This is a genomic window from Inquilinus ginsengisoli, assembly GCF_050434925.1.
Taxonomy (GTDB): Bacteria; Pseudomonadota; Alphaproteobacteria; order DSM-16000; family Inquilinaceae; genus Inquilinus; species Inquilinus ginsengisoli_B.
The window spans coordinates 3,933,365-3,959,121 of the sequence record NZ_JBNDJK010000001.1 but is presented as its reverse complement, the minus strand read 5'-3'; the positions used below and the strand labels follow the sequence as shown (position 1 = coordinate 3,959,121).

The window sequence follows — 25,757 nt, the reverse complement described above, 5'->3', positions numbered from 1 at the left end:
CACCGCCCTCCGCGCGGCGGGTTACTGGCCGGCCGTCAGCGGATCGGCCACCGCCACCGTGCCGGCGGCGATGGCGTCGCGCAGCTCCCGCACCTTGGTGATGACGTCGGGATGTTCGGCAATCAGGCATTTGGAATTGGCGACATCGTCGCCGAGCCCGGTCAGGGTGATGCCGCCCTCCTTCACGCCATAGGAGGTCAGCGGCGCCTGGGTGCCGGCGAGAATGCCCTTCACCGCCTCGACCAGGGCGACGTCGACCTTCTTCTCGATGTTGTCCAGGACCACGCCCGGCGCCAGCGGGCACTGGTTGACGTCGACGCCGAAGACCAGGGTGCCCGGCGTCGCCTCGGCCGCCTTGAAGATGCCGCCATTGCCGCCGGAGGTGGCGGCCAGCACCCGGTCGGCGCCGTCGCTGATCAGCGACACCGCCTGCTGCTGCGCCCGCACCGGATCGGAGAATGGGTTGTCGCCGCCGACCCAGACCGTCGGGCTGACCACGATCTCGTCGTTCACCGCCTTGGCGCCGGCGGCGAAGCCGTCGGTGAAGCGGTGCAGGAACGGGATGTCGAGCGCGCCGACCGAACCGATGGTGCCGCTTTCCGAGGTCAGCGCCGCCTCGGCGCCGGCCAGGTACGCGCCCTCATGCTCGCGGAACACGGCGCAGTAGACGTTCGGCATCGGCTTCTGGATGCACTGGTCGACGATCAGGAACTTGATGTCCGGGAACTTCGCCGCCGCGTCCGGCACGATGTCGCCGAATTCGAAGCCGATCACGATCACCACCGCCGCGCCCTCGCGCGCCGCCGCCTCGACATTCTGGCGGCGGGTGGCGGGGTCGGTGCTCTCGTAGATCCTGGCCTCGCCGCCGATCGCGGCCGCCGCCGCCTCGGCCCCCTTCTTGCCGAGCTTCAGGAAGTCGTTCACCCCGAGCGGGTCGGGCGAGATGAAGACCAGCTTGCCGCCCGCCGCCTGGGCCGGCAGCGCGGCGCCGAGGATCGCGGCCATCACCGCCATCGAACCGATGAGATGCCGCGGACGCCGATGTCTGTGCATGATCTTCCCCATATCCCAAGAGTCCACCTTTGGCGGCTGCCGTTCGATTCGTCAATGCGCGCGGCGGACAGCCTCGCGACTCGGCGCCGATCACCTGGACAGAGTCGGGGAACTGCATTTGTTAAAATTGTATTTATCTGGAGTGCCTTCCACCTTCAGGCCGCGACCTTTGTCGATGGGGTACGGCAGAAGATCGCGGAGGCGCTGGGCTGAAGAACTCGCCCAAGGCAAGTATGCCATCAAGCCATCACCAGCCATCTTGATGGCAGCACATCGCGGGCCTATGATTCTCTTGAATGGAGACCATCATGGCCGAACCCCAACTGTCCGTTCGCAGCGCCAAAGCTCGGGACCTCGCCCATCGTCTCGCACGCCGCGAAAACCGGTCGATTGCCGATATCGTGGAGCGCGCACTGGAGGCATACGAAGTCCGCGAAGCCGGGCGCGAACCCGCAGCTTCGTTCTATGCTCGTCTGGCGAGGGACTGCGGTACAGATATCGATCTTGAGACAGTGATCCGAGGTGCGCGACGCGTCGACCCGGGCCCGGACCTTTGATCTTCCTCGACACCAACGTCGTTTCCGAGACCCTGCGCAGATCGCCGGATCCCTCGGTGGCCAGTTGGCTGCTCAGGCATGACGCCGAACTGGCACTGCCAACTGTGACGATTGCGGAAATCGCCTTCGGCATTCAGAAGATTCTGCCGGATCGGCGCGCCGCGCGGCTGGAGCGGGGACTTTCGGACTGGCGGCGCCGGTTTGCCGACAGGATCTTCGGCCTGACCGAAGAGGCCGCGCTGGCCTATGGAGAGATCATGGGCGCGGCTTCCCGCCAGGGCCTCGGGATGTCGGCCCCCGATGGCATGATCGCCGCCATTGCGCGGGTCAACGGAGGCCGCCTCGCCACCCGCAACCTGACGGATTTCCGGACAACCGGCCTCGACCTCGTGTCGCCGTGGGCTTCATAGCCGAGGACGACGACCTCGCCCCCTATCCGTCAAACCGGGCCGATATCCGATAGGTCCCGAGCAGGGCCTGCCACCATTCGCCGTGGCGCTGCAGGAACACCGGGTCGGGGAAGTGGTGCCGGGCGACATGCTCCTGGGGCACGCTGTCCCAGCCGCGGTGTTCGACGGTCACGCGGGTCTGGTCGTCGACCGGCTCGAACCGGACCTCGACTTCGGTGGCCTGGCTGGGCGTGAAGCTGGCCTGCCGCCACGAGAACACCAGGCGGCTGCCCGGCTCCCACGCCCAGATCCGGCCGATCTCGAAGACGCGCCCGTCCGGATAGGTCTCGGTGAACCGGCCGCCGAGCCGGGGCTCGAAGCCCAGCGTCCCGGCCGGGCCTGGGCTGAACTCGAACAGCGGGTTCGGCTTCCACCACAGGGCGATGTCGCGGACGAAGGCGGTGAAGGCCCGCTCCGGCGTCGCCGGGACGCGCAGCGAGACGAGGATGCGCGAGGTCATTCCGGTCGCTCCAGATGCGCCTTGAACGCGGCGAGCTGATCGGCCCACAGCCGCTCGGTCTCGCCCAGCCAGGCTTTCAGATCGGCCATCGGTTCCGGCCGCAGGCTGTAGATGCGGACACGGGCGTCGAACTCCGGATGCGCCTCCTCGACCAGCCCGCCGGCCTTCAGCGTGCGCAGGTGCCGGCTGAGCGCCGGGGGGTTGAGGCCCAGCGCCTCCGCCAGCTCTCCCGCCCGTCGTGGCCGTTCGCGCAGCAGTTCGACCACCCGCCGGCGATGGGGGTCGGCGAGCGCCGCCAGGGTCTGGTCGAGAGCCGTAGCTGGCTTCACATCCAGCCTTCGATCTTCAGCCCCGATGCCTGCTCGGCCTCCTCCCGCGAGACCTGGCGGACGGTCTGGCCGAAGGTCCAGACATGGCCTTCCGGGTCGGTCGCGCGGTAGGTGCGGTCGCCATAGAACTGGTCGGACGGGCCCTGCAGGACCACCGCCCCGGCCGCCTTGGCCCGGGCGCAGTGCCCGTCGATGTCATGCTGGACGTGAACATGGATCGACTGGGTGTTCTTGCCGCCAACCGAAGCCGGGCTGGCAACGGTCTCCGTCCATTCGGACCCGACATAGATCAGGCCGTCGCCGACCCGCATCTCGGAATGGGCGAGGTTCCCGTCCTGGTCGGTGATGACCATGCTGCGCTCGAAGCCGAAGGCCTTCTCCAGCCAGTCGAGTGCAGACTTGGGATCCTTGTAGAAGACGCTCGGCGCCAGCGCCGGGCGCGAGGCAGACTCAGCCATGGCTCATCTCCTTCACTCCATAGGAAATATTTAACGATAGAGAGAACTATCGAGTCAAGTGGCTTCGGCTGCATCGCCGCCAGCCCGCGTTCCGACCGGACCGCGAGCTAGCGGCCGATCACCTTGGGCGACACCGTCGCCACGATCTTCTCGGCATTGCGTCGGGCGGTGTCCGCATCGTCGGCAACGGACCGAATCGTCAAGAGATCACCATCGCGCAGAATGGTGGCGGTAGAGCCAATGATCGGTCCCATGGACCATTTGGTGATCCAGCCGACCGCGGGGGAAACGCTCAACCCGGTCAGGCTGCAGGCCGGGTCCTTGGCCTGGCAGAGCCGTTCCAGATCGGCCATCGACGTCTGGCCCGAGCGCACGCGCTGCTCCGTGCCGTCGGTCTGGCGGCCGATCTTGATGTCGATCATCGTCCCGCCCTTGCAGCCGGCACAAAACAGCGTGACGCGCCCGGGCTCGGCCTTGTGAGTGAAGCCGGCCCCGAGCGCGACGCTCGCGTCGTCCGCCACGGTCGAAAGATCGTGAACGGCGAAGCCCTCCGCATGGGCTTCCGTCGCGACCAGGACGGCAATGCTCATGACCAGGAAACGCATCGGCGGGCTCCGTTCCGATGAAGACCTTACTTGATCGCCTGCGCCTTCTCGGCGAAGCGCGGGTCCCAGGTCTTGGTCAGGTCGATCTGGGCGTCCTTCAGCTCCGGGCTGAAGCGGTGCAGGATGTCGAGCGCGGTCTGCATCCCCTCCGGCTTGATCAGCCCGTCGCGCGAGTACATCGGCAGCGAGGCCTTCACCGCCGCGACATAGAGGTCGCGGTCGCCCAGCAGGTACTCCTCCGGCACCACCGCGGCCACGTCCTCTGGCGTCGCCGTGGCCAGCCAGCGCAGCGACTTCATGAAGGCGTTGACCAGCGCCTGCGCCGTCTCCGGATTCTCCGCGACGAAATCCGCCTTGGCGTACAGCACGGCCGCCGGCACCGGGCCGCCGAACACCGCCTTCACCCCCTCCTCCGTCCGGGTGTCGACCAGGACGGTGGCGGCGCCGCTGGACTGCAGCTTCGAGATCACCGGGTCGAGATTGGCCATGGCGTCGATCTCGCCATGCTGCATCGCCGCCACGGCGCTGGGACCGCCACCGACCGAGACGAAGGACACGTCGTCCGGCGTCAGCCCCTCCTTGGCCAGCAGCGCATTGACGAAGAAGTTGGTCGAGGAGCCGGGGGCGGTGACGCCGATCTTGCGGCCCTTGAGGTCGGCCACCGACTTGATCTCGCCGGCCAGCGACTGGCGCACCACCAGCACGATGCCGGGGAAGCGGCCGAGCTCGATCAGCGCCCGGATGTCCTGGCCCTTGGCCTGCATCAGGATGGTGTGCTCATAGGCGCCGGTGGTGACGTCGGTCGACCCGCCCATCATCGCCTGCAGGCTCTTGGCGCCGCCGGCGAAGTCGCTGATCTCGACCTCCAGCCCCTCCTCCTGGAAGAAGCCCTTCTTCTCGGCGACGGTCAGCGGCAGGTAGTACAGCAGCGGCTTGCCGCCGACGCCGATAGCGATATGCGTCTTCTCCGGCGCCGCCATGGCCGGAACCGCCAGAGCCAAACCGAGGACCAGCGCGATTCCGCGCAGCAGGGTTCTCATCCGTTTCCTCCTAATCCTTGGGCCGAGGCTGCGGCCGCGCTCTCCGGCCGCCACACCAGGAGCCGCCGTTCGATCACCGAGACGAAAGCATCGATCGCCACCACGAAGGCCGACAGCACCAGCATGCCGGAGAACACGCCGACCACGTCGAACACGCCCTCGGCCTGGGCGATGCGGTAGCCGAGCCCGGCGGTGGCGCCGAGATATTCGCCGACCACGGCGCCGACCAGGGCGAAGCCGACCGAGGTGTGCAGGCTGGAGAACACCCAGGACAGCGCCGAGGGCATGTAGACATGGCGCAGCAGCTGCCGGTCGTTCATCCCCAGCATGCGGGCATTGGCCAGCACGGTCGGGCTGACCTCGCGCACGCCCTGGTAGACGTTGAAGAACACGATGAAGAAGACCAGCGTGACGCCAAGCGCCACCTTCGACCAGATGCCGAGGCCAAACCACAGCGCGAAAATCGGCGCCAGCACCACCCGCGGCAGCGCGTTGGCGGCCTTGATGTAGGGGTCGAACACCGCCGCCGCCATGGCCCGCCGGGCGAACCAGAAGCCCAAGGCCACGCCGGCGGCCGAGCCGATGGCGAAGGCCAGCACCGTCTCCAGCAGGGTGACGCCGAGATGGCGCCAGATCACGCCGGAGGCGAAATCCTTCCAGGTCCGCTCGATCACGCCGAGCGGCGTGGCGAAGAAGAACGGGTCGAGGATCTTGGTGGCGGTCAGGATATGCCAGGTCAGGAGGCAGATCACGGCGACCGCGATCTGCCAGAACAGGATGCGGCCCCGGCCTGCGAAACGCCCCTCAGACGACATCGCCATAGGCCTTCATCACCTCGTCCTTCAACGCTGCCCAGATCGCCCGGTGCAGGGCGGTGAATTCGGGATCGTGCCGGGATTCGGCCAATTCGCGCGGCCGGGCAAGCCCGACCCGGTGGTCGGCGATGATACGCGCCTGCGGCCCGGCCGACAGCACCACCACCCGGTCGGCCAGGGCGATCGCCTCTTCCAAATCGTGTGTCACAAACAGCACCGCCTTGCGCTCGGCCGACCACAGCGACAGCAGCAGGTCGCCCATCACGATCCGGGTCTGGGCGTCGAGCGGGCCGAAGGGCTCGTCCATCAGCAGCAGCTTCGGCTCCAGGATCAGCATCTGGGCCAGGGCGACGCGCTTCTTCTGGCCGCCGGACAGCTGGTGCGGGTAGCGGTCGCCCATCGATGCCAGCCCGACCCGCGTCAGCCACGCCTGGGCCCGGTCCCGCGCCTCGCTCCCCGCCACGCCGCGCACCGACAGGCCGACGGCGACATTGTCGCGCGCGGTCTTCCACGGCATCAGGGAGTCGGCCTGGAACAGGTAGCCCGCGTCGCGGTTCAGCCCCTGCAGCTTCCGGCCGAACACGGTGCAGCCGCCGGACGCCGCCGGCACCAGACCGGCGGCGACGTTCAGCAGGGTCGACTTGCCGCAGCCGGTCGGGCCGACGATGGCGGTGAACTCGCCGTCGGCCACCACCAGGTCGGTCTCGCCCAGCGCGACGTAGCGCCCGCCGCCCTTCAGCGGATAGGCGACGGAAATCCCGGAAAACGCGATGGCCGGCGGGGCCTCTCCGCCGCGCGCCGCCTCGGCGACTCTCTGCACTCCTGGCTTCCCTCGGATGATCGGCCCTGGGCGGGCCTCTTGGGACTCGGGCGGCAGTCTGTCCCAGATCCGGTCCGGCTTTCCAGTCAAACGCGCTCGACAATCGCGATATGTCCGATCAATTTGGGCGTCCCATCCCGACCCGATACGGACCGACGATGAAAGCGATCCTCTGCGAGAAGCCCGAGACCCTGCGCCTGATCGACCGGCCGGAGCCGCAGCGCCGCCCGGGCGAGGTGCTGGTGCGGATCCGCCGGGTCGGCATCTGCGGCACCGACTATCACATCTACAAGGGCAACCAGCCTTACTTCGAGTATCCGCGGGTCATCGGCCATGAGCTCGGCGCCGAGGTGGTGGAGGCCGATGCCGGCAGCGCCTTCCGCCCGGGCCAGGTCGTCGCCATCCAGCCCTATCTGCATTGCGGCAGCTGCGGCGCCTGCCGGCGCGGCCGCACCAATTGCTGCAAGACCCTGTCGGTGCTGGGCGTGCATCGCGACGGGGGCCTGTGCGAATTCCTGTCGGTGCCGGAGCAGAATGTCGTGCCGGCGGAGGGCTTGAGCCTCGACCAGGCGGCGATGGTCGAGTTCCTGGCGATCGGCGCGCATGGCATCCGCCGCGGCGCGCCGGGCGAAGGTGACCGGGTGCTGGTGGTCGGCGCCGGGCCGATCGGCATCGCCGCGACCATCTTCGCCAGGCTGCGCGGCGCCCATGTCAGCGTGCTGGACCTCAATCCGGGCCGCCTCGCCTTCAGCCGCGACGTGCTGCGGGCCGATGCGGTGTTCGAGGGCGGCGGCGACATCGACGACCGACTGCGGCAGGCGACCGACGGCGACTTCTTCGACCTGGTGGTCGACGCCACCGGCAGCCCGGCGGCGATGCGCAAGGGCTTCTCCTACGTCGCCCATGCCGGCGCCTATGTGCTGCTGGGCATCGTCCTCGGCGAGATCGGCTTCTCCGATCCCGAATTCCACAAGCGCGAGACCACGCTGCTGGCCAGCCGCAACGCCACGCGCGAGGATTTCGAACATGTGCTGGCGTCGATGCGGGCCGGGCATGTGCCGACCGCGGCCCTCGGCACCCATCGCGGCAGCCTCGCCGACGTGCCGACCCAGGTGCCGGGCTGGAGCCGTCCCGAGGCCGGAGTGATCAAGGCGCTGGTCGAAGTCTAGCCGACTCGCGCCATCGGCATCCGGTCGGAGGCCACTTCCGGCGGCGCCGAAATCGCCATCCGCTTCGCCTCCCTGGCGATGACGTGCCCGAGCCCGCGGCGGATCTCCTCCGCCTCGCGGCCGGTCAGCGGCGTGACCGGCATCGGACCGGTGAACACGACCGCCCGACGCTCGGTCGGCAGCTCGAGATAGTTCAGCGCGGAGATGGCGCCTTCCGGAATCCCGCGTTGCAGGAAGTCATACCCACGGCGCAGGAAGTGAACCTCCCAGTGGTCCAGGGCAATGTCGAGCTTCTGCAAATACCGCTCCGCCAACGGAGCCGAGAAGAGATCATAATAACTGGATATTTCCCCGCACATGCGAACTACCCCTGCTGATCCGGCTCACCCCCGGCAGCGCCATCATTGACGGCAATCGTGAATTGTTCGTGAACTCTGACATGCGCTTGCACAGCGACGTGATCACGATCGATCAGCCTGACACGGCCGGGGACTTTTCGTCGGCCGGGCGAAACGGTTGGGTTCGCAGGTCGAGCCGCCGCTTCAGCCGCCGGATCTCCTCCTGCAGCCGGGCGTTCTCGCTGCGCAGCTGCCGCATCCGCGAATCCGGGCAGCGAGCCGGTCGGTGAGCGGATCCACCGGTTGCGCCCGGACCGGCCGCGACACCCGGGCCGGCGCCAGCAGGTCTGACCAGTTCCAACCGCTGCCGCGCACCAGCCGGTCCGCCGCCAGGGCTGCCGCCGCCCGCTCCCCGTCATGGTCGGAGCCGAGCATCCCCAGGATCCGGATCAGCCGCGTCAGATCGCCCCTGCGCATCCCTTCTGTCCCCTCGCCGCCGCACGCCCTCTGAAATGGCGGGCGAGCCGGCGGTGGCAAGCCTGCGCCCGGCCGGATCTGGCCTGCGGCTTCTCGGCTGGTCGGCCGCGGCCGGATTTGGTATGGTTCGATCGTCGCAAAGGCAGCGGGCCGCACCGGGACACCGGCGCGGCCCGTTCCGTTTCCGGGATGGCTGCAGGACCGCTTGCAGCAGACCGGCCCTGCCCGCACCATGGCAGCGAGGAAACGCCGGACCGGACACCGATGAGCGAGACGCGCCGCCGCCTGGAGACCGCGAAGACCCGTCCGCGAGTGTCGGAGTCAGATTCGGCCGACCTCCCGGTCGACCCCGAGCAGCAGCAGCAGATCCGGATCGCCTGGGCCTATTTCGTCGAAGGCCTGACCCAAGCCGAGATCGCCGAGCGCCTGGGCCTGACCCGGCTGCGGGTCAACCGCATCCTGCAGATCTGCCGCGAGGCCGGGCTGATCCAGATCCGCATCCAGTCTCCCCTCGCCTCCTGCGTGGCGCTGGAGCGGGCGCTGATCCGGCGCTACGGGCTGCGCGACGCGGTGGTGGTGCCGACACCGCGCGACGAGGACAAGATCCGCGCCGCCATCGGCGTCGCCCTAGGCGGCTATGTCGAGAACACCGTGCATGACGGCATGCTGGTCGGCATCGGCTGGGGCCTGACCCTGCGCCTCGGCCTGCAGTCGATCCGGCGGCGGCGGATGACCGACCTGTCGGTGGTCTCGCTGATTGGCAGCATGACCCGCGGCTCGGGCGAGAACACCTTCGAGATCGTCTCGCGCTTCGCCGACCTGCACGACGCCGAGCGCTTCTATCTCGCCGCCCCGGTCTATGCCGATGACGAGGCCCAGCGCGACGGCCTGTTGGCCCGTGGCGTGCTGCGCGAGATCTACGACAAGGCGAAGGCGGCCGACATGGCGCTGATCAGCGTCGGCAACGTCTCCGACCAGAACCTGATGCTGGCTCTGGGAGTCGTCGACCGCGAGGCTGCGGCGCTGCGGGCGACCGGCGCCGTCGGCGACGTGCTGGGCAACTGGCTGGACGCCGAGGGCCGGCCGGTCGACCACCCGCTGAACCGGCGCATGGTGTCGCTGTCGCTGGACGACCTGTCCCGGATCCCGACCGTGGTGCTGGCGTCGGGCGGCAGCTACAAGTTCGGGATCATCCGCGCCGCGCTGCGCCGCCGCTGCGTCAACGTCCTGATCACCGACGAGAAGCTGGCGGAACGGCTTGCGGAAGACCGCGAAGGCTGAGATGACTCGGCTCCGCATCGGCGCCCACCGCGCCGCCCCTCTCCGGATCGCGGGCTGAGACCATGGACTTCCAAGGCAGGCACTTCCTCTCGACGCGCGAGCTGACCCTCGACTCGCTCGCCGCGGTGTTCCGCGTCGCCGATCTCCTGACCCCGGTCGCCCAGGGCCGCGCCACCACCCGGGTGCTGGAAGGGGCGGTGCTGGGCAGCCTGTTCTTCGAGGCGTCGACCCGCACCCGGCTCAGCTTCGAGGCCGCCTTCCAGCGCCTCGGCGGCGCCGTCGTCAACACCACCGGCTTCACCTTCTCCTCGATCGCCAAGGGCGAGTCGATCTACGACACTGCCCGGGTGGTCGCCGGCTATGTCGACACGGTGGTGATGCGCCATCCGGAGGAGCGGGCGATCCACGAATTCGCCGCCGCCACCCACATCCCGGTGATCAATGGCGGCAACGGCGCCGGCGAGCACCCGACCCAGGCGCTGCTCGACATCTACACCATCGAGAAGGAGTTCGCGCGCATCGGCCGGCCGGTCGACGGCGCCCGCATCGCCCTGGTCGGCGATCTGAAATACGGCCGCACGGTGCATTCGCTGATCCACATCCTGTCGCTCTATCAGGGCCTGACGCTAAGCCTGGTCTCGCCCGAGCCGCTGCGGATGCCGGCCGAGCTGGTCGAGCACGCCCGCAGCCGCGGCCACACGGTGGAGGAGCATGACGAGGTGACGCGCGGCGTGACCAAGGCCGACCTTATCTACGCCACCAGGGTGCAGAAGGAGCGCTTCGCCGAGGGCGAGATCTCGGCCGACTATGCGCCTGACTTCCAGATCAGCCTCGGCATCCTGAATGCCCACGGCATGCCGCACACGGTGGTGATGCACCCGCTGCCGCGCGACAGCCGGCCGGGCGCCAATGACCTGGCGCAGGACCTGAACACCGACCCGCGGCTGGCGATCTTCCGCCAGACCGACAACGGCGTGCCGGTGCGCATGGCGCTGTTCGCCCTGACCCTCGGCGTGGCCGACGGCATCGAGAAGACCTTCCAGCCGGCCCGCTGGTGGCGGCCGGAGCGCATCGGCCCGGACGACGCCGCGTTCTACCGGCCGGGGAAGAGCTGAGCCGACCCTTGTCGCGCCGCATGGCGATGATATATGATATTGATATCATATATGAGAAATCGCCATGCGCACCCTTGTCGACATTCCCAACGAGCAGCTTGAGGAGCTGACGGAGATCAGCGCCCGGGAGAACACCTCCCGGGCGGCCATCATCCGTGAGGCGATCGCCAGCTATCTCGCGAAGCGGCGCAAGATTGGCGCAAAGGACGCCTTTGGCCTCTGGCGTCGCGAGGGCCAGGACGTCGTGGACGGCGTCGACTACCAGAAGGCCCTGCGCGGCGAATGGTGAGCGCCGTTTTCGACACCAACATCCTGATCGACTACCTGAACGGCATTTCCGACGCCCGGGGCGAGTTGGACCGGCATGCGGACAAGGCGATCAGCGTCGTGACGTGGATGGAGGTGATGGTGGGAACCGCTCCGGCGACGGAGCAGGCGACCAGAGACTTTCTGCGCGGCTTCGCTCTGATCGAGCTGGACGATGGCGTCGCCGAAGAGGCGGTGACGCTCCGCAAGGCGCATCGCATCAAGCTGCCGGATGCGATCGTCTGGGCGTCCGCCCGCCGCCGATCAGCCCTGCTGGTGACCCGCAACAGCAAGGACTTCCCCGTGGGCGACCCCGGCATTCGGATGCCCTATTCGGTCTGACGCCCCTACTTCACCGCGCCCATGGTCAGGCCGCGCACCAACTGGCGTGAGACGATCAGGGCGAAGACGATCACCGGCAGCACGATCAGCGTGCCGGTGGCCATGATCTGGCCCCAGGGCAGGTCGTAGCCGCTCATGAAGCTGGTCGCCGCCACCGGCGCGGTGCGGCTGGCGCTGCGCGTCAGGACAAGGGCGTAGAGCAGCTCGTTCCAGGAGAAGATGAAGGAGAAGATCGCCGAGACGGCGACGCCCGGCGCCGCCAGCGGCAGGGCGATGCGCCAGAACACGGTGAAGCGCGAGGCGCCGTCGATCCGCGCCGCATCGTCCAGGTCGCGCGGGATGCCACGGAACTGGTCGGCGCAGATCCACACCACGATCGGCAGGTTGAAGGTCAGGTACAGCAGGATCAGCACCAGATGGGTGTCGATCAGGTTCAGGTTGCGGGCCAGCATGAAGATCGGCAAGGCCAGCACGATCGGGCTGACCATGCGGTTGGTGATGAACCAGAACCACAGGTCGGATTTGCCGCGGAACTCGAACCGCGCCAGGGCATAGGCCGCCGGCGTGCCGAGCAGGATGGCCAGCGCCGTGGTCGAGACCGCGACGATGATCGAGTTCAGCAGGCTGGGGCCGACATCCTTCGGGCCCAGCACCATGCGGTAGTGGTCCAGCGTCGGCTCGAACAGCCAGACCGGCGGCGAGGCCAGCGCCACCGCCTGGTCCTTCAGGCTGGTCGTCACCATCCAGTAGAACGGGAAGACGCAGACCAGCGCGATCGCGATCAGCGCGATCGCATGCCAGGGCGACACTCGCACGCGGGCCCTGGCCGGCCGCGATGCCGCCCGATCCACCGTCACCGACGCGGCCATCACTCGACCTCCTGATAGACGAGGCGGATATACATCCGCGACAGCACGATGGTGAGGACCAGGAGCAGGATCGCCTGGGCCGAGGCGACGCCCTGGTCGAACACCCGGAAGCCGATGCGCTGGATGGTGATCGAGATCAGCTCCGTCGCCGCCCCCGGCCCACCGCGGGTCATGGTGAAGATCATGTCGAACAGCTTCAGCGTGTCGGCCGTGCGCAGGATCAGGACGGCGGTGATGCCGGGCAGCAGGAACGGCAGCTGGACATGGCGCAGGATATGCCGAAACCGCTTCGTCTCCAGCCGCGCCGCCTCCTCGATCTCCGGCGGCACCATGGTCAGCCCGGCCAGCAGCACCAGGGCGCAGAACGGCGTCCACTGCCAGATGTCCATCAGCGCGATCGAGACGAAGGCCCAGGTCGGGTCGCCCAGCCATTCGACCGGGCCGATCCCGACCAGGCCGAGGAACCAGTTCACCACGCCGAAGTCGCGGTTGAAGATCAGCCGGCCGATCAGCCCGACCACGGCATAGGTGGTGGCCATCGGGATGACCAGGCTGAGCCGGGCCAGGGTCTTCAGCAGTGGCAGGCCCGGCTTGTGCAGCAGCAGGGCGACGCCCAAGCCCAGCAGCAGCTCCGCCGGCAGCACGATGGCCAGGAACACGAGCGTACGGCCGAGCGCGTCCCAGAAGGTCGGATCGGTCAGCACCGCGAGGTAGTTGCCGAGGCCGACGAAGGGCGTCCCTTCGCGCGGGATCTTCGGCAGGATCACCTGGTGCAGCGAGTTCCACAGCGCGTAGAGCGTCGGGAAGATGCCGATCACGAACAGGGCGATCACGGCCGGGGCGAGGAACCAGACCGGGGTCCAGCGGCTGTCGAGACGGTGCGACATAGGTCTACTCGAGATTGGTGTGCCGGGCCCGCATCGCCTCGGGCGCGACGCCGAGCCGGTCGCGCAGCTGCAGCACGACCAGCTCGAACAGCAGGAATTGCGCGCCCTCGTACAGGCTGCCCATGGGCAGCACCGAGGCGACGGCGGGGCCTGTATCATTCGCCATCGTCTGGGCCGGCAGCACGAAGACGGTGTCGGCCAGAGCGGCGGCGCTGCCCTGCGGCTGGGCGGTGAACAGGAGGGTGTGTGCCCCGGCGTCGCGGGCGATGCGCATCAGCCCGTCGATGGTGGCGAAGCCGCCCGGCCCGGCGCTGACCGCCAGCAGGTCGCCCGGCCCGACCGGCGGCGCCGACATGTCGCCGGCGACATGGGCGTCGAGGCCGAGATGGTACAGGCGCATGGCCAGCGCCCGCATCATCAGCCCCTCGCGGCCGACGCCGTGGCAGACGATTCGATGGGCGCCGGCCAGGGCGTCGAGCACCGGTTCGATCGCGCCGGGGGCGAGCCGGCCGAAGACGCCGCGGATCTCGTCCAGCGCCCCGTCCGCCAGGGCGCCCAGGCTGTCGGGCATGGGGTGGTCTCCGATCACGATCGTCGGTTCGTTGTTTTGCCTCTCCCGCTTGCGGGAGAGGTCGGGCGTCCGCAGGACGACCGGGTGAGGGCTGGCACAGGCGGAGGGAAAGGGCCCTCACCCGGAGCCGCTTCGCGTCTCCGACCTCTCCCGCAAGCGGGAGAGGCAACGCGAAACGACCACCCGGTGACAGCCCAACCCTCAGGCCAGCCTACTGCAGCTTCTCCTTCTTGCCGTCGTAGTAGCCGGCCTTCTGCAGCACCGCCTCCATGCGCTCGCCGATCTTCTGGGCGCCGGATTCCGTGGTCTCCTCGCCCAGCATGATCTTGGTGCCGAATTCGGCGACGATCTCTGAGATCGCCGGCCATTCCGGGAAGCGCGGCCGGAACGATGGCACGCCGCCCTGCCAGGACGCCACGGTCGGCTCGACGAAGGCGTATTTCGCCTTGATCGCCGGGTCGTCATAGATCGCGGTGCGGCCGGAGACGCCGCCGGCCTCGACATAGGGCTTGGCCATCGCCTCCGACGTCACCCACTGGATGAACAGCCAGGAGGCCTTCTGCTCCGCCTCGCTGGCCTGCGACGCGACGCCGAGCGAGAAGCCGCCCAGCGCCGGCTTCAGCCCGGCCTCGCCCTTCGGCTCGGTGGCGACGCCGAGGCAGTCGCCCAGCTTCGAGGTCGCCGGGTCGACCAGGGTCGAATAGAACGACGACCATTCGGTGATCATCGCCACCTGCCCCTGGGCCAGGGCGTTCACCGCCTCGGCGTGGTCGTAGTCGACGATGCCCGGCGGCATGATCTTCATCAGATCCTGCCGGAACTTCAGCCCCTTCTGCGACTCGACGGAGGTGAGATTGGACTTGAAGTCGGCGTTCAGCAGCGACCCGCCGAAGGGCCACAGCACGCGCATGAAGCTGTCGGCCGACTGGGTCTCGCCGCGGCGCGACTGCAGGGCGTAGGCGTACTTGCCGTCATGGGTGAGCTTCGGCCCGTAAGTGGTCAGCAGCTCGTCCCAGGTGGCCGGCGGCTTGTCGAAGCCGGCATCCTTGAGCATGCACTTGTTGTAGAACAGCAGGCCCGAATAATTGTCGAAGGGCAGGCCGTACAGTTCCTTGTTCCAGGTGCCGAAGCTCTCCAGCAGGATCGGGAAGAAGCCCTTCAGGTTCAGCGCCGGATCGGCCAGGGCCGGGTCGTCGGTGAACTTCTTCAGCGGCACCAGCCAGCCGCTGTCGGCATATTCGCCGATCCAGACGACGTCGGTCAGGACCACGTCGATTTCGCCGCCGGCCGTGAAATCAAGGACTTCGCGCTCGCGGCTGTTTTCATAGGGCAGGATTTCGTATTCGACCTTGATCCCGGTCTCCTGCTCGAATTGCGGCAGCAGCTGGATCGCGGCGCGATAGCCCGGCCGGTCGAGGAAGATCGCCTTGATCGTGGTGCCCTTGAAGGGCTCCGCCGCCTCCTTCAGGCTCCAGGCCATGGCTTGGCCGGCAGTCAGCAGCGCAGCGATCGCGGCGCCGGAAAACAATAGCTTCTTCATTGGGTTCGCCTCCCTTTCTGGCATCTCATGCTCGGCCGTTATCGCCTGCGTGGCAAGATCCCGACCGCGCCCTTGGTAAACATTTGTATCCCACCAGATACAATCGTCCAGCCCTCGTTCGGGTGTCAAGCCGCGCCGCTATCGCCGCAGCACTCCGCGGCAGGCGCCGAGCCGGGATTGCCAGCCATCGCGTTCCAGTTCCGGCACCGGCTCCTCCGACTCCGGAAAACCAAGGCAGAGATAGCCGATCAGATGCCAGTCCGGCGGCACGTCGAGCAGCGCCGCCACCGCCTGCGGTTCCAGGATCGAGACCCAGCCGAGCCCGACGCCCTCGATCCGGGCGGCCAGCCACAGCGTATGGATGGCGGTGACGGCAGAATGGTCCAGCGTCTCCGGCATGGTCTGCCGGCCCAGCCCGTGCCCCTGCCCGGTCGACCGGTCGCAGAACACCGCGAGCTGAACCGGCGCCTCCTCCAGCCCCGCCAGCTTCAGCCGGCGGTAATGCGCCGCGCGCTCGCCCTCATAGCCGGAGGCGGCAGTGTCGTTGCAGTGGCCGAACACGGTTCGCACCGCGGCCCGCCGCACCTCGTCCTCGACCAGGACGAAGCGCCAGGGCTGGCTGTTGCCGACCGAGGGAGCCAGGCAGGCGAGGTCGAGCAGCCGGTCCAGCAGCCCCGGTGGCAGCGGGTCGCGGCGGAAGCGGCGGACGTCGCGGCGCCAGCGCAGCAGCTCGGTGAAACGGTCACGGAACTCGGACGGGAAGTCGGGGCTGGCCATGGCGTCCTCGGGGCGGCGATGCCCCAGCTATAGCCGCCCGATCAGGGGCCAGGGAACAGCGTGTCGATGCGGTCCGTCGCCCAGTAGGCAAGCAGACCGACCCATTCGTGCAACGCGATGTTCAGCACCGCCATCTGTTCGACCAGATTGGCCCTGGGCAACAGCTGCGGCGGCAGGCCGTAATAGTCGACCGGCCAAGGCACCACCTCCCAGCCGGCCTTGGCGAACAGGCCCATCGACCGTGGCATGTGATAGGCGCTGGTGACCACCACCCAATGCTGCCCGGCTTGCGGCTGCAGCATCTGCTTCAGCAGCCAGATGGTCTCGTCGGTGTTGCGGGCCTGTCCTTCCAGGATCATCCGCTGTTCCGGCAGCCCCGCCATCATCATGGCGTCGCGGAAGATGTCCGATTGCGGCGGGATGCCGTTCCACGGATCGCCGAGCCCGCCGGAGAACACCACCGGCGTATCGGGGTAGCGGCGAGCCAGATCGAGGGCCGCGAACAGCCGCTCGGCAGCGTTGTTCAGCGACGGCTCGCCACGCGCGCCGGACATCCTGTTCTCCTCGGCCCCGCCGAGGACGATGATCCCGTCCAGCGTCGCCGGCAGCCGGTCCGGCTTCTGAAACCGGTTCTCCAGCGGCAGCATGATGAGATCGCCGACCGGCAGCAGGCAGATCGCGGCGAAGCCGATGGCCGTGGCGATCGCCAGGCGCCGCGCCAGGCGCCGCGAGCGGAACAGGAATCCGGCCATCACCGCCAGCAGCGCCAGCAGCAAGACGCCGAGCGGCTGGATGAAGAACCAGATCAGTTTCGACAGGAAGAAGAACACAGCGCCCCCACCCAGTGCCCTTCCGAGCAATGGCGGATTGCGGCCGAAGATGCAACCCGCGGGGCCATGCGCGGGTTGACGCGGAGACGCCGCGTCCGCACATGGGCTAGGCTATACGTCCCAGGCCACCGGAGCCCGTCGCCCGTTCATGGAGCTGTTCCCCACCGACCTACTCGATCGGGCCGGCGAGCTGTTCGACCGTCGCATCCGCCTCGGCGTCACCGGGCTGAGCCGTTCCGGCAAATCGGTGTTCATCGCCGCGCTGGTGCACGGGCTGACCGATCCGCGGCGCTTCGGGCTGCTCGACGCCGTGGCCGAGGACCGGCTGCGCGCGGCGGTGCTGCGGCCGCAGCCGCATCTCGAGCTGCCGCGCTTCGCCTATGAGGAGGCGGTGGCGCGGCTGACCGGCGCCGGCGGGCACCCGGACTGGCCGGCCGGCACCCGCAACGTCGCCGAGCTGCGCCTGTCGCTGCGCTTCGCCCCGAAGAGCGGCCTGCGCAGCCTGCTCGGCGACCAGGTGCTGCATCTCGACATCTTCGACTATCCCGGCGAATGGCTGATCGACCTGCCGCTGCTGGAGCGCGACTACGCCGGCTGGGCCGAGGAGGCGATGGCCCTGGCGACGGCCGGCGTGCGGGCGCCGCTGTCGCAGGGCTGGCGCGACGCCGTCGCCAGGCTCGACCCCGCCGGGCCGGCCGAGGAGACCGCCGCGATCGAGGCGGCGCGGCTGTACACCGATTATCTGCGCGCCTGCCGCACCCATGCGATCCCCTTGAGCCGGCTGCAGCCTGGCCGCTTCCTGCTGCCGGGCGACCTGGAGGGGTCCCCCGCCCTCACCTTCTGCCCGCTGCCACGGCCGCGCGAGACGCCGCGCGGGTCACTGTGGCGGCTGATGGAGGAGCGGTTCGAGGCCTACAAGGCCAAGGTGATTCGCCCCTTCTTCAACGACCATTTCAGCCGGCTGGACCGCCAGATCGTGCTGGTCGACCTGCTGGCCCATCTCGCCGCCGGGCCGGAGAGTCTGGACGATCTGGGCCGGGCCATGGACGACATCCTGACCTGCTTCAAGACCGGCGGCATCAACTGGCTGTGGCCGTTCGAGTCTCGCATCCGCCGCGTGCTGTTCGCCGCCACCAAGGCCGACCACCTGCCGCGCAACGGGCATGAGCCGCTGGTCGGGCTGATGGACGAGCTGCTGCAGCAGAGCGTCCTCCGCACCGCCTTCCAGGGCGCCACCGCCCGGTCGATGGCGATCGCCTCGCTGCGCGCCACCCGCGAGGTCGACGTCAAGCATGAGGGCGAGACCTTGCGCTGCGTCGCCGGGGTGATCGAGCCGGGCGGCAAGCCGGTCGCGGCCTATCCCGGCGCGCTGCCGCGCAGCCTGCGCGAGGCCCGCGGCGGCGGCCGCTTCGGCGCCCAGCGCTTCCTGCCGCCGGCCGATCTCGGCGTCGACGGCCAGCCCTGGCCGCATATCCGGCTGGACGGGGCGCTGCAGTTCCTGATCGGCGAGGATCTGGCGTGAGCCGCCCGCCACTGATCCTGGACCAGCCGCCGGAGCCGGAGCGCGCGTCTCGCCGGCCGCCGGCCGTGTTCGCGCTCGACCAGGCCGAGGCGGTGGCGGTGGAGGATGCGCCGGTTCCGGCCGCGCCCGACGCGATCGACCCCGGGCTGCGCCGGCGCCGCAGCCCCGGCAGCGTGGCGCTGCGCATCGCCTTCGGAGCGCTGGTCGGGCTGATCGGCCTGGGCATCGGCCTGTGGGTCGAGCGGCTGGTCACCGACCTCTTGAACCAGGGCGGGCCGCTGCAGGCCGCCACGCTGGCGCTGCTGGCCGTGGCCGGGGCCGGGATTCTCGTTTGGGCGGGGTGGGAGCTGCTGGCGCTGCGCCGGCTCGGCCGAGTCGAGGAGATCCGCAGCCAGGGCCGGGCGGCGGCGGGCGGCGACGCCGCCGCGGCTGACGCCGTGATCGCCCGTTTCCGCCGGCTGCACGGCGACGGTCCGGCGGCCGACGGCCTGGCCCGGCTGGAACGCGAGCGCGACGAGCTGCGCGACCCGGCGGAGCTGATCGCCCTCCTGGAGCTGCACGCCCAGCGGCCGATCGACGCCGCCTGCCGCGCCGCCATCGCCGCCACGGCCCGGCGCACGGCGCTGATCACCACGGTCACGCCCTTCGCCATCGTCGACATGGTGGCATCGGGTGCCTTGAACCTGCGGATGATCCGGCGAATCGCCGAGATCCAGGGCTTCCGCCCCGGCCTGTTCGCGACGCTGGCGCTGATCCGGCGGGTGGCGACGACGCTCTTGATCGCCGGCGGCATCGAGGCAGCCAACGACTATCTCGGCGACTTCCTCGGCGCCGGCCTCTTGCGCGCCTTCGGCCGCCGCGCCGGCGAGGGCGCGATCAACGGCATCCTCAGCGTCCGCATCGGCGTCGCCGCGATGAAGGTGTGCCGCCCCCTACCCTATCTGCGCGACACCCCGCCCGGCACGATGAGCCTGGCCAAGGCGATCTTCGGGGCGGAGGCGGCGCCGAAGGGGAGGGATTAGGCGTTCTCGGACAGACCCATCTGCCCGCCCAGCAGCGCCTCGTAGTCGCGCCCGCCGTAGAAAACCCGGAGGATTGCGAGGTCAACGCCTTCAGTCCGGTACGCGATGACGACCCGCCGGCGGAATGGGACGATTCTCAGTCCGATCCCAAGATCCTCTCTGGCGCGCCCCAGATGGGGTTGCCGGCAAAGATCCCGGCAGCGCTGTTCGATTGCGCCGACGAAGATGCGGGCTGCAGATGGGTTGTCGTCGGCGATGTGGCGTAAGATTGAACGCAGATCTGCCAGCGCGTCCGGCGTATAGACAAGCCTAAGCGGCATCGCCGCGAAGGCCCGCGATCTCCCGATCCAACTCGTTCAGGCTTTCCGAGACCTCTTCGGCGGTCAGCCGCTGGGGGTTGGCGGCCGCTGCGGCGAGCTGATCGCGGATCGTAGCCAGCCTTTCGCTCCGGCTCGCCTCGAAATCCTCCAGAAGCCGCAGCCCGGCACGCACCACTTCGCTGGCGTTCTGGTACCGCCCACCCGTCAGCTGCTCCTGGACGAAGCGCTCAAAATGAGGCCCGAGGCTGACATTCGGCATGAGGAACTCCAGCAATGGATGTCATTAGATAGCACAATCATCCCCTGATTGCCAGGAAACCCCGGCCATTTCACGATCCCGAAACGCTCGCGAGCCCGGCGAATGATCGCCGGACTCGCCACTCATGTGCTCTTCAGTTCTGCTTCATCCCCGCGACCAGAAGCGAAATGTTATATCGAAACATCTTCGCATAAGTCGAAGCCGGCCCGTCTTCGGTCGACAGCGCCTCGGCATAGAGCTCGCCGCCCATCTCGGCGCCGGAGGCCTTGGCCACCTGCTGCACCAGGCGCGGGTCGGTGGCGTTCTCGATGAACACCGCCTTGATGTGCTCCTGCTTGATCTGGTCGATCAGCTTGGCGATGTCGCCGGCCGAGGCCTCGCTCTCGGTCGAGAAGCCGACCGGGGCGTGGAACTCGATGCCATAGGCGGCGCCGAGATAGCCGAAGGCGTCGTGGCTGGTGATGACCTTGCGCTTGGCCGCCGGGATGGCCGCCACCTCGCTGCGGGCCCAGGCGTCCAGCGCCTTCAGCTCGGCCTCGTATTTGGCGCCGTTGGCCTGGTAGGTCGCGGCGTGGGCCGGGTCGGCGACGGTCAGCGCCTTGGTGATGTTGGCGGCGTAGATCGCGCCGTTGGCCGCGCTGTTCCAGGCGTGCGGGTCGGTGATCTCCTGCCCGTCCTCGTCCATCTTCCGGGTCGGCACGCCCTCGGTGGCGACGACGACCGTGGCCTTGGTGCCGGAGGCGGCGACCAGCCGGTCCATCCAGCCCTCGAGCTCCAGCCCGTTGACGACGACGAGATTGGCCTTGGTCACCGCCTGGGCATCCTGCGGCGTCGGCTCGTAGACATGGGCGTCGCCATTGGGGCCGACCAGGCTGCGGACCTCGACAGTATCGCCGCCGACCTGCTTCGCGATGTCGGCGAGGACGGTGATGCTGGTGACGACCTGCAGCTTGTCCGCCGCCGCGGGCAGCGACAGGACGGCAAGCGACAGGCCGAGCAGGCCGACGCGGAACGGTATCCTCATGCGATGACTCCGTGGGAGTTCAGTGCGCGAAATGCGCGGTGGGCAGGTATCGGGCCCGCAGGCTGTCATGCGTCCCGAAGATCAGCGACAGCAGGTAGAAGCCGCCGGCTGTCAGCACGATGCTGGGGCCGGAGGGCAGACTGCCGTGATAGGAGACCAGGAGGCCGGAATAGCCGGACAGCAGCGCGAGGCCGGCCGCCCAGGCGAACAGCGACCATAGCGACCGGCTCCAGAACCGCGCCGCCGCCGCCGGCAGCATCATCAGCCCGACCACCATCAGGGTGCCGAGCGCCTGGAAGCCGCCGACCAGGTTCAAGACCACCAGCATCAGGAAGGCGAAGTGGACCAGGGCGCCGACGCCGCCGACCATGCGGAGGTAGCCGGGGTCGAAGCATTCCACCACCAGCGGCCGGTACAGCAGCGCCAGCGCGATCAGGGTGATCGTGGCGATGCCGGCCATCAGCAGCAGCGCCGCGTCGTCGACCGCCAGGATGGTGCCGAACAGCACATGCATCAGGTCGACATTGCTGCCGCGGGTCGAGACGATCAGCACGCCGGCGGCCAGGGCGATCAGGTAGAAGGCGGCGAAGGCGGCATCCTCGCGCAGCGCCGTGACCCGGGTGACCGCGCCGGCCAGCAGCGCGACGGCCAGGCCGGCGATCAGCCCGCCCAGCCCCATCGACCACAGCGACAATCCGGAGACCAGGAACCCGACCGCGGCGCCGGGCAGCACGGCATGCGACATGGCATCGCCGACCAGGCTCATCCGCCGCAGCACCAGCAGCACGCCGACCGGGCCGCAGCCCAGCGACAGCGCCAGGCAGGCCACCAGCGCCCGCTGCATGAAGGCGTAGTCGAGGAAGGGCGTGACCAGGAAGTCCCACATCGCCGTCACGCCGCGCTCCGCCGGCACGGTTCGCCGCGATCGTGCCAGGCCTCGGCCATGGCGCGGGCGCGCAGCAGGTTCTCGGCGCACAGCACGTCGCCGGTGGGGCCCCAGCCGATCGGGTCGCGGGCCAGCAGCAGCGTGTCCGGGCAGACCTCGCGCACTTGGTCCAGATCGTGCAGCACGGTGATGACGGTGCGGCCCTCGCCATGCCAGCGCCGGACCACGTCGACCAGGTCGCGCGTGGTCTTGGCGTCGAGCGCGGTGAACGGCTCGTCCAGCATGATCACCCGGCCGTCCTGCAGCAGCAGCCGCGCGAACAGCACGCGCTGGAACTGGCCGGCGGAGAGGCTGCCGATCGGCCGCACCTCGAAGCCGCCGAGGCCGACCGCCTCCAGCGCCTCTTCCGCCCGGTGGCGCAGGTCCTTGGAGACGCCGCCGAACATCCCGGTCCGGGCCCAGCCGCCGAGCAGCACGGTGTCGGCGACCGAGATCGGGAAGCTGCGGTCGATCTCCGCCAGCTGCGGCAGATAGGCGATGTCGCGCCGGCGCAGCCCGCCGCGGTCGACCTGGCCGGACAAGGGTGCCAGCAACCCGGCGATGGTCTTCAGCAGGGTCGACTTGCCGGCGCCGTTCGGGCCGACGATGGCGGTCAGCGTCCCCGGCTCGAAGCTGCCATTGACATGATGCACCGCCGGATGCCGCTCATAACCGGCGGTCAGGTTGGCGAGGCGGATGCGGCCGACACTCATGGCGCGGCTCCGAACCAGCCCATGGCCCAGGCCACGGCGAGCCACAGCACCGCGATCAGCGCGAAGGCGACGACCAGGCGGACCCCGACCGGCGCGGCCAGGGCCGACGGCCCGATCTCCCCGGCCCGGCGGGCGGCATGGGCGGGGTGGTGATGCGACACGGTCATGAATCAGCCGATGGCGTAAGAAGGTCAGGCACCATAGCGCCAAGCGGGCGCGGCACCATTGACGTTAATGTATAACATCTTTGCGCTATCGGAAAGCGCTGCTCGGACGGATATCGACCAAGGGAGTATGCCGACGGCCCCTGAGATCGACTCCTCAGCCCCTTCTCGTCACGGCGAGCCATCACACGCCGGTGCCCGGCCCGGGAAGGGAAAGAAAGTTTTAACTTCTTCAAGAGGAGGCGCAGCGCCGTGGCCATCCATGGGCCGGTGCATCGGGTAGGAGGGGGCCTCGCGGCGCCCCTCCTCCCACACCACCGTGCGTACGGTTCCGTACACGGCGGTTCATGGAGCGTGGAGTAGACGCTGATGCTCTTTGAGGAGCGAGATCAGCCCGAGGGTGTCGAAGAAGGATTTCCGGAAGGCGTCGTTCATGTGGGAAGCCCCGGCGTTCCACCAGGGTCCCCGGCCATTGTTGGCCGCGAGCCACGCCCGCTGCCTGTCCAGTCCCCGCTGTATCAGTCGTTGGACGCGGGTCCAAGGTCGTTTCCATTGCCGCCATAGGATGCAGCGCAGCTTGCGCCGCAGCCAGCCGTCCAGATCCTCGAACACGCCCCTGGCCTCCGCGAACCGGAAGTACGCCGTCCAGCCGCGCAGAATCGGGGTGAGATCATCGACGGTGGCGGCGAGGTTCTGACCCCGTCCCGCCCGGAAGCTCGCCCGCAGCTTGGCCTTGCACCGCTTCACGCTCGACGCCGGCACCGTGAGGCGCGGCTTCTGGTGATGGGTCATGCCGTAGCCCAGGAAGCTCCGGTTCCACGGTCGATCCACGGCGCTCTTGGCGACGTTGACCGACAGCCTCAGCCGCTCGCCCAGGAACCGGGTCAGCGACGCCATCACCCGCTCGCCGGCGCGCCGCGACCGCACATAGACGTTGCAGTCGTCCGCATACCGGCAGAAGGCGTGGCCCCGCCGTTCCAATTCCCGATCGAGGTCATCGAGCAGGATGTTCGACAAGAGCGGCGACAAGGGACCGCCCTGCGGCGTCCCTTCCGTCCGCGCCGTCGCCACCCCGCCCGCCATCAACCCGGCCTGCAGGTAGCGGCGGATCAGCCGCAGCACCCGCTTATCCGCGACCTTGCGCGCCACCCGTGCCATCAGCACGTCGTGGTCCACCCGGTCGAAGAACTTCTCCAGATCGAGATCGGCCACGAAGCGCCGACCGGCAGCCACGTGGGACCGCGCGGCCAAGACCGCCTCATGGGCGCTCCGCCCCGGCCGGAAGCCGTAGGAGGAGTTGGAGAAGTCCGGATCGAAGATCGGCATCAGCACCTGATGCACCGCCTGCTGGATGAACCGGTCCAGCACCGTCGGGATGCCTAGAAGGCGCATCCCACCGCCGGGCTTGGGGATCTCCACCCCGCGCACCGGCGCCGGCCGGTATCGGCCCGTCAACAGGTCCTCCCTGATGCGCGACCAATGCTCCTCCAGGTGGGACCACGGCTGGCCGACGGTCATCCTGTCGATGCCCGGCGCCCCTCTGTTGGCCTTCACCCTGCAGTAGGCCGTCATCAGGTTCTCGCGGCTGAGAATACGCTCCATCAGTCGCTCATCCGCCTCCGGTCGCGAGGGCTCCGGCTCTGCCGTGACGTTTGCCGCACCCATGGCGTACTCTCGCGGCTTCCGGCCGCTACCCTCCGCCCGGGCACCGGGCATCCCAGCCCGGTCTTCTGCGTCTGCTCTCGTCATCGAAGGGCCCACCTCCGTCCGGCACTCCATGTTCGGCCCTTCGCCGCCTGGTCGCGGCTCCTATGGCCTCTGCTGACTTCTGCCGCCCCATCCCGGCGCCTCTCGACGCCGGTAGCTCACCTGTCGCCAGGGGCAGTGCGGCAGACCTCCCAGGGTAAGACGCGTGACCTTCATGCCATGTACCTGGCGCATATACGGCCGCACCCTCCGGGTGATATCGGGCTTCGGGTCCAGCGACCCCCTCGCCCGGGTACGGACGCCTCCTATGCGCTTCCTGTTCGTCAGGCCGGCACTTTGCCTACAGCTTCCTTCAGACCCGCCTCGCGACGACGCCCTTGCTGTTCAGCTATCGGTTCCCATCACCAGGGCCCGAGGCAGGACTCTCACCTCCAAGTCTTCGGCCGGATACCACCATCCCGGCCGAACAGAGCCTCTCGGCTCATACGCGCCATGCCTGGCGCACCGCTGGGATGGCCACGCCCCTGCGGGGCTCGCCATGACGAATCAAGATTTCGGGCTGCTCGTATACGGCGTCACTCCGCGGGCTTCCCCGGCAGATCCTCGAGGTGACGGAGCCAGGGCAAGGCCGAGCGGCACCACATCTGCCGCCTGGGCACCAGTTGCTCGCGCTGGCGGATGCTGCCCCAGCGGATGCCCCACACTTCGGCATCGGCCCCCTCGCCGGTGACGAACAGCGGCGACCCGCATTCCGGGCAGAAAGACTGCAGCCGCCGGCGGCCGCTGTCACCGACCTTCACATAGACCTTCGGCTCATGCGCGGTCAGCCGGATGCGGTCGCGCGATGCGGTCACCGTGACCCGGAAGGCCGAGCCGGTCAGCACCTGGCAATCGGTGCAGTGGCAGATCCCCACCCGCTCCGGGTCGATCTCCGCCTCATAGGCGACATGGCCGCAATGGCACTGGCCGTCGATCCGCATCATGGCGCGCCCCATCCGACATCCGAACCGGGC

Annotated in this window: 33 protein-coding genes; 9 read left to right on the top strand and 24 right to left on the bottom strand. The window is 68.8% G+C overall.

Translation table 11 applies throughout. The features are described 5' to 3' along the window. Nucleotides 1–21: 21 nt before the first annotated feature. Nucleotides 22–1,005, bottom strand: coding sequence for a BMP family ABC transporter substrate-binding protein (locus tag QFZ27_RS18850; protein ID WP_429227911.1), 984 nt, complete (start codon nucleotides 1,003–1,005; stop codon nucleotides 22–24). Nucleotides 1,006–1,361: 356 nt separating this feature from the next. Between QFZ27_RS18850 and QFZ27_RS18845 the strand changes: the two genes are divergently transcribed. Then, nucleotides 1,362–1,610 carry a type II toxin-antitoxin system VapB family antitoxin gene (locus QFZ27_RS18845; protein ID WP_429227910.1) on the top strand — a complete coding sequence of 83 codons (249 nt, stop codon included), beginning with the start codon at nucleotides 1,362–1,364 and terminating at the stop codon, nucleotides 1,608–1,610. Next, nucleotides 1,607–2,020 carry a type II toxin-antitoxin system VapC family toxin gene (locus tag QFZ27_RS18840; RefSeq protein ID WP_429227909.1) on the top strand — a complete coding sequence of 138 codons (414 nt, stop codon included), beginning with the start codon at nucleotides 1,607–1,609 and terminating at the stop codon, nucleotides 2,018–2,020. The genes QFZ27_RS18845 and QFZ27_RS18840 overlap by 4 nt, the downstream gene beginning before the upstream one ends. A gap of 22 nt (nucleotides 2,021–2,042) precedes the next feature. Here the strand turns inward: QFZ27_RS18840 and QFZ27_RS18835 are convergent, their stop codons facing one another. From QFZ27_RS18835 to QFZ27_RS18805, 7 genes are all read right to left on the bottom strand, one after another. After that, nucleotides 2,043–2,519, bottom strand: coding sequence for an SRPBCC family protein (locus tag QFZ27_RS18835; RefSeq protein WP_429227908.1), 477 nt, complete (start codon nucleotides 2,517–2,519; stop codon nucleotides 2,043–2,045). Further along, nucleotides 2,516–2,848: an ArsR/SmtB family transcription factor gene (locus QFZ27_RS18830; protein ID WP_429227907.1), complete on the bottom strand. Its 333-nt coding sequence runs from the start codon at nucleotides 2,846–2,848 to the stop codon at nucleotides 2,516–2,518. Before QFZ27_RS18830 ends, QFZ27_RS18835 begins: the two co-directional genes overlap by 4 nt. Beyond that, nucleotides 2,845–3,306 (bottom strand): VOC family protein, encoded by a 462-nt coding sequence (locus tag QFZ27_RS18825; protein WP_429227906.1) that lies wholly within the window; start codon nucleotides 3,304–3,306, stop codon nucleotides 2,845–2,847. The genes QFZ27_RS18830 and QFZ27_RS18825 overlap by 4 nt, the downstream gene beginning before the upstream one ends. Before the next feature lie 107 nt (nucleotides 3,307–3,413). Then, nucleotides 3,414–3,911, bottom strand: coding sequence for a hypothetical protein (locus QFZ27_RS18820; protein WP_429227905.1), 498 nt, complete (start codon nucleotides 3,909–3,911; stop codon nucleotides 3,414–3,416). Nucleotides 3,912–3,937: 26 nt separating this feature from the next. Continuing rightward, the gene (locus QFZ27_RS18815; protein WP_429227904.1) at nucleotides 3,938–4,951 is read right to left on the bottom strand and encodes an ABC transporter substrate-binding protein; all 1,014 of its coding nucleotides are present in this window, start codon (nucleotides 4,949–4,951) and stop codon (nucleotides 3,938–3,940) included. Then, on the bottom strand, nucleotides 4,948–5,772 hold the full coding sequence (locus tag QFZ27_RS18810; RefSeq protein WP_429227903.1) for an ABC transporter permease: 825 nt from the start codon (nucleotides 5,770–5,772) through the stop codon (nucleotides 4,948–4,950). The genes QFZ27_RS18815 and QFZ27_RS18810 overlap by 4 nt, the downstream gene beginning before the upstream one ends. Then, entirely contained in the window at nucleotides 5,756–6,586 is an 831-nt protein-coding gene (locus QFZ27_RS18805) for an ABC transporter ATP-binding protein (protein WP_429227902.1), read from the bottom strand. The genes QFZ27_RS18810 and QFZ27_RS18805 overlap by 17 nt, the downstream gene beginning before the upstream one ends. A gap of 158 nt (nucleotides 6,587–6,744) precedes the next feature. On the opposite strand from QFZ27_RS18805, the gene QFZ27_RS18800 reads away from it, so the two are divergent. Continuing rightward, complete coding sequence (locus tag QFZ27_RS18800; RefSeq protein WP_429227901.1) at nucleotides 6,745–7,755, top strand: zinc-binding alcohol dehydrogenase family protein; 1,011 nt, start codon at nucleotides 6,745–6,747, stop codon at nucleotides 7,753–7,755. Here QFZ27_RS18800 and QFZ27_RS18795 read toward each other — a convergent pair. Together QFZ27_RS18795 and QFZ27_RS18790 are read right to left on the bottom strand one after the other, a co-directional pair. Then, the gene (locus QFZ27_RS18795; protein ID WP_429227900.1) at nucleotides 7,752–8,054 is read right to left on the bottom strand and encodes a hypothetical protein; all 303 of its coding nucleotides are present in this window, start codon (nucleotides 8,052–8,054) and stop codon (nucleotides 7,752–7,754) included. The genes QFZ27_RS18800 and QFZ27_RS18795 overlap by 4 nt on opposite strands. A 243-nt stretch (nucleotides 8,055–8,297) precedes the next feature. After that, entirely contained in the window at nucleotides 8,298–8,570 is a 273-nt protein-coding gene (locus tag QFZ27_RS18790) for a hypothetical protein (protein ID WP_429227899.1), read from the bottom strand. A gap of 264 nt (nucleotides 8,571–8,834) precedes the next feature. Here QFZ27_RS18790 and QFZ27_RS18785 point away from each other — a divergent pair, with 264 nt between their 5' ends. From QFZ27_RS18785 to QFZ27_RS18770, 4 genes are all read left to right on the top strand, one after another. After that, on the top strand, nucleotides 8,835–9,851 hold the full coding sequence (locus QFZ27_RS18785) for a sugar-binding transcriptional regulator (RefSeq protein WP_429227898.1): 1,017 nt from the start codon (nucleotides 8,835–8,837) through the stop codon (nucleotides 9,849–9,851). Nucleotides 9,852–9,913: 62 nt separating this feature from the next. Beyond that, nucleotides 9,914–10,966, top strand: a complete 1,053-nt coding sequence (gene pyrB, locus QFZ27_RS18780) for an aspartate carbamoyltransferase (RefSeq protein WP_429227897.1) — start codon at nucleotides 9,914–9,916, stop codon at nucleotides 10,964–10,966. 64 nt (nucleotides 10,967–11,030) lie between these two features. After that, the gene (locus tag QFZ27_RS18775) at nucleotides 11,031–11,255 is read left to right on the top strand and encodes a ribbon-helix-helix protein, CopG family (protein WP_429227896.1); all 225 of its coding nucleotides are present in this window, start codon (nucleotides 11,031–11,033) and stop codon (nucleotides 11,253–11,255) included. Continuing rightward, nucleotides 11,249–11,614, top strand: coding sequence for a type II toxin-antitoxin system VapC family toxin (locus QFZ27_RS18770; protein WP_429227895.1), 366 nt, complete (start codon nucleotides 11,249–11,251; stop codon nucleotides 11,612–11,614). The genes QFZ27_RS18775 and QFZ27_RS18770 overlap by 7 nt, the downstream gene beginning before the upstream one ends. A gap of 5 nt (nucleotides 11,615–11,619) precedes the next feature. On the opposite strand, the gene QFZ27_RS18765 is transcribed toward QFZ27_RS18770, so the two are convergent. The 6 genes from QFZ27_RS18765 to QFZ27_RS18740 form a co-directional block, all read right to left on the bottom strand. Further along, complete coding sequence (locus tag QFZ27_RS18765; RefSeq protein WP_429227894.1) at nucleotides 11,620–12,483, bottom strand: carbohydrate ABC transporter permease; 864 nt, start codon at nucleotides 12,481–12,483, stop codon at nucleotides 11,620–11,622. Next, nucleotides 12,483–13,370 carry a carbohydrate ABC transporter permease gene (locus QFZ27_RS18760; RefSeq protein ID WP_429227893.1) on the bottom strand — a complete coding sequence of 296 codons (888 nt, stop codon included), beginning with the start codon at nucleotides 13,368–13,370 and terminating at the stop codon, nucleotides 12,483–12,485. The genes QFZ27_RS18765 and QFZ27_RS18760 overlap by 1 nt, the downstream gene beginning before the upstream one ends. A 4-nt stretch (nucleotides 13,371–13,374) precedes the next feature. Next, a complete protein-coding gene (locus QFZ27_RS18755) occupies nucleotides 13,375–13,941 on the bottom strand; it encodes an SIS domain-containing protein (RefSeq protein ID WP_429227892.1) in 567 nt (188 codons plus the stop codon). Nucleotides 13,942–14,152: 211 nt separating this feature from the next. Next, nucleotides 14,153–15,481 carry an ABC transporter substrate-binding protein gene (locus QFZ27_RS18750; RefSeq protein ID WP_429227891.1) on the bottom strand — a complete coding sequence of 443 codons (1,329 nt, stop codon included), beginning with the start codon at nucleotides 15,479–15,481 and terminating at the stop codon, nucleotides 14,153–14,155. A gap of 138 nt (nucleotides 15,482–15,619) precedes the next feature. After that, nucleotides 15,620–16,258 (bottom strand): 5,6-dimethylbenzimidazole synthase, encoded by a 639-nt coding sequence (gene bluB / locus QFZ27_RS18745; protein ID WP_429227890.1) that lies wholly within the window; start codon nucleotides 16,256–16,258, stop codon nucleotides 15,620–15,622. Nucleotides 16,259–16,299: 41 nt separating this feature from the next. Beyond that, nucleotides 16,300–17,088, bottom strand: coding sequence for a YdcF family protein (locus QFZ27_RS18740; protein WP_429227889.1), 789 nt, complete (start codon nucleotides 17,086–17,088; stop codon nucleotides 16,300–16,302). Nucleotides 17,089–17,236: 148 nt separating this feature from the next. Between QFZ27_RS18740 and QFZ27_RS18735 the strand changes: the two genes are divergently transcribed. Together QFZ27_RS18735 and QFZ27_RS18730 are read left to right on the top strand one after the other, a co-directional pair. Continuing rightward, entirely contained in the window at nucleotides 17,237–18,610 is a 1,374-nt protein-coding gene (locus tag QFZ27_RS18735; protein WP_429227888.1) for a YcjX family GTP-binding protein, read from the top strand. Then, complete coding sequence (locus tag QFZ27_RS18730) at nucleotides 18,607–19,632, top strand: TIGR01620 family protein (protein ID WP_429227887.1); 1,026 nt, start codon at nucleotides 18,607–18,609, stop codon at nucleotides 19,630–19,632. Before QFZ27_RS18735 ends, QFZ27_RS18730 begins: the two co-directional genes overlap by 4 nt. Here the strand turns inward: QFZ27_RS18730 and QFZ27_RS18725 are convergent. The 8 genes from QFZ27_RS18725 to QFZ27_RS18690 all read right to left on the bottom strand — a co-directional run bounded on the left by QFZ27_RS18725 (nucleotide 19,629) and on the right by QFZ27_RS18690 (nucleotide 25,727). Then, entirely contained in the window at nucleotides 19,629–19,952 is a 324-nt protein-coding gene (locus QFZ27_RS18725) for a type II toxin-antitoxin system RelE/ParE family toxin (RefSeq protein ID WP_429227886.1), read from the bottom strand. The genes QFZ27_RS18730 and QFZ27_RS18725 overlap by 4 nt on opposite strands. After that, entirely contained in the window at nucleotides 19,942–20,211 is a 270-nt protein-coding gene (locus QFZ27_RS18720; RefSeq protein WP_429227885.1) for a type II toxin-antitoxin system ParD family antitoxin, read from the bottom strand. Before QFZ27_RS18720 ends, QFZ27_RS18725 begins: the two co-directional genes overlap by 11 nt. A gap of 133 nt (nucleotides 20,212–20,344) precedes the next feature. Beyond that, a complete protein-coding gene (locus tag QFZ27_RS18715; RefSeq protein ID WP_429227884.1) occupies nucleotides 20,345–21,235 on the bottom strand; it encodes a metal ABC transporter substrate-binding protein in 891 nt (296 codons plus the stop codon). A 19-nt stretch (nucleotides 21,236–21,254) separates the two neighbouring features. Beyond that, the gene (locus QFZ27_RS18710) at nucleotides 21,255–22,121 is read right to left on the bottom strand and encodes a metal ABC transporter permease (protein WP_429232474.1); all 867 of its coding nucleotides are present in this window, start codon (nucleotides 22,119–22,121) and stop codon (nucleotides 21,255–21,257) included. Between the two features lie 5 nt (nucleotides 22,122–22,126). Beyond that, nucleotides 22,127–22,873, bottom strand: a complete 747-nt coding sequence (locus QFZ27_RS18705; RefSeq protein WP_429227883.1) for a metal ABC transporter ATP-binding protein — start codon at nucleotides 22,871–22,873, stop codon at nucleotides 22,127–22,129. Further along, complete coding sequence (locus tag QFZ27_RS18700; protein WP_429227882.1) at nucleotides 22,870–23,040, bottom strand: hypothetical protein; 171 nt, start codon at nucleotides 23,038–23,040, stop codon at nucleotides 22,870–22,872. Before QFZ27_RS18700 ends, QFZ27_RS18705 begins: the two co-directional genes overlap by 4 nt. A gap of 342 nt (nucleotides 23,041–23,382) precedes the next feature. Beyond that, nucleotides 23,383–24,639 carry a group II intron reverse transcriptase/maturase gene (gene ltrA, locus QFZ27_RS18695; RefSeq protein ID WP_429227881.1) on the bottom strand — a complete coding sequence of 419 codons (1,257 nt, stop codon included), beginning with the start codon at nucleotides 24,637–24,639 and terminating at the stop codon, nucleotides 23,383–23,385. Nucleotides 24,640–25,319: 680 nt separating this feature from the next. Beyond that, on the bottom strand, nucleotides 25,320–25,727 hold the full coding sequence (locus QFZ27_RS18690) for a GFA family protein (RefSeq protein WP_429227880.1): 408 nt from the start codon (nucleotides 25,725–25,727) through the stop codon (nucleotides 25,320–25,322). Nucleotides 25,728–25,757 lie beyond the last annotated feature (30 nt).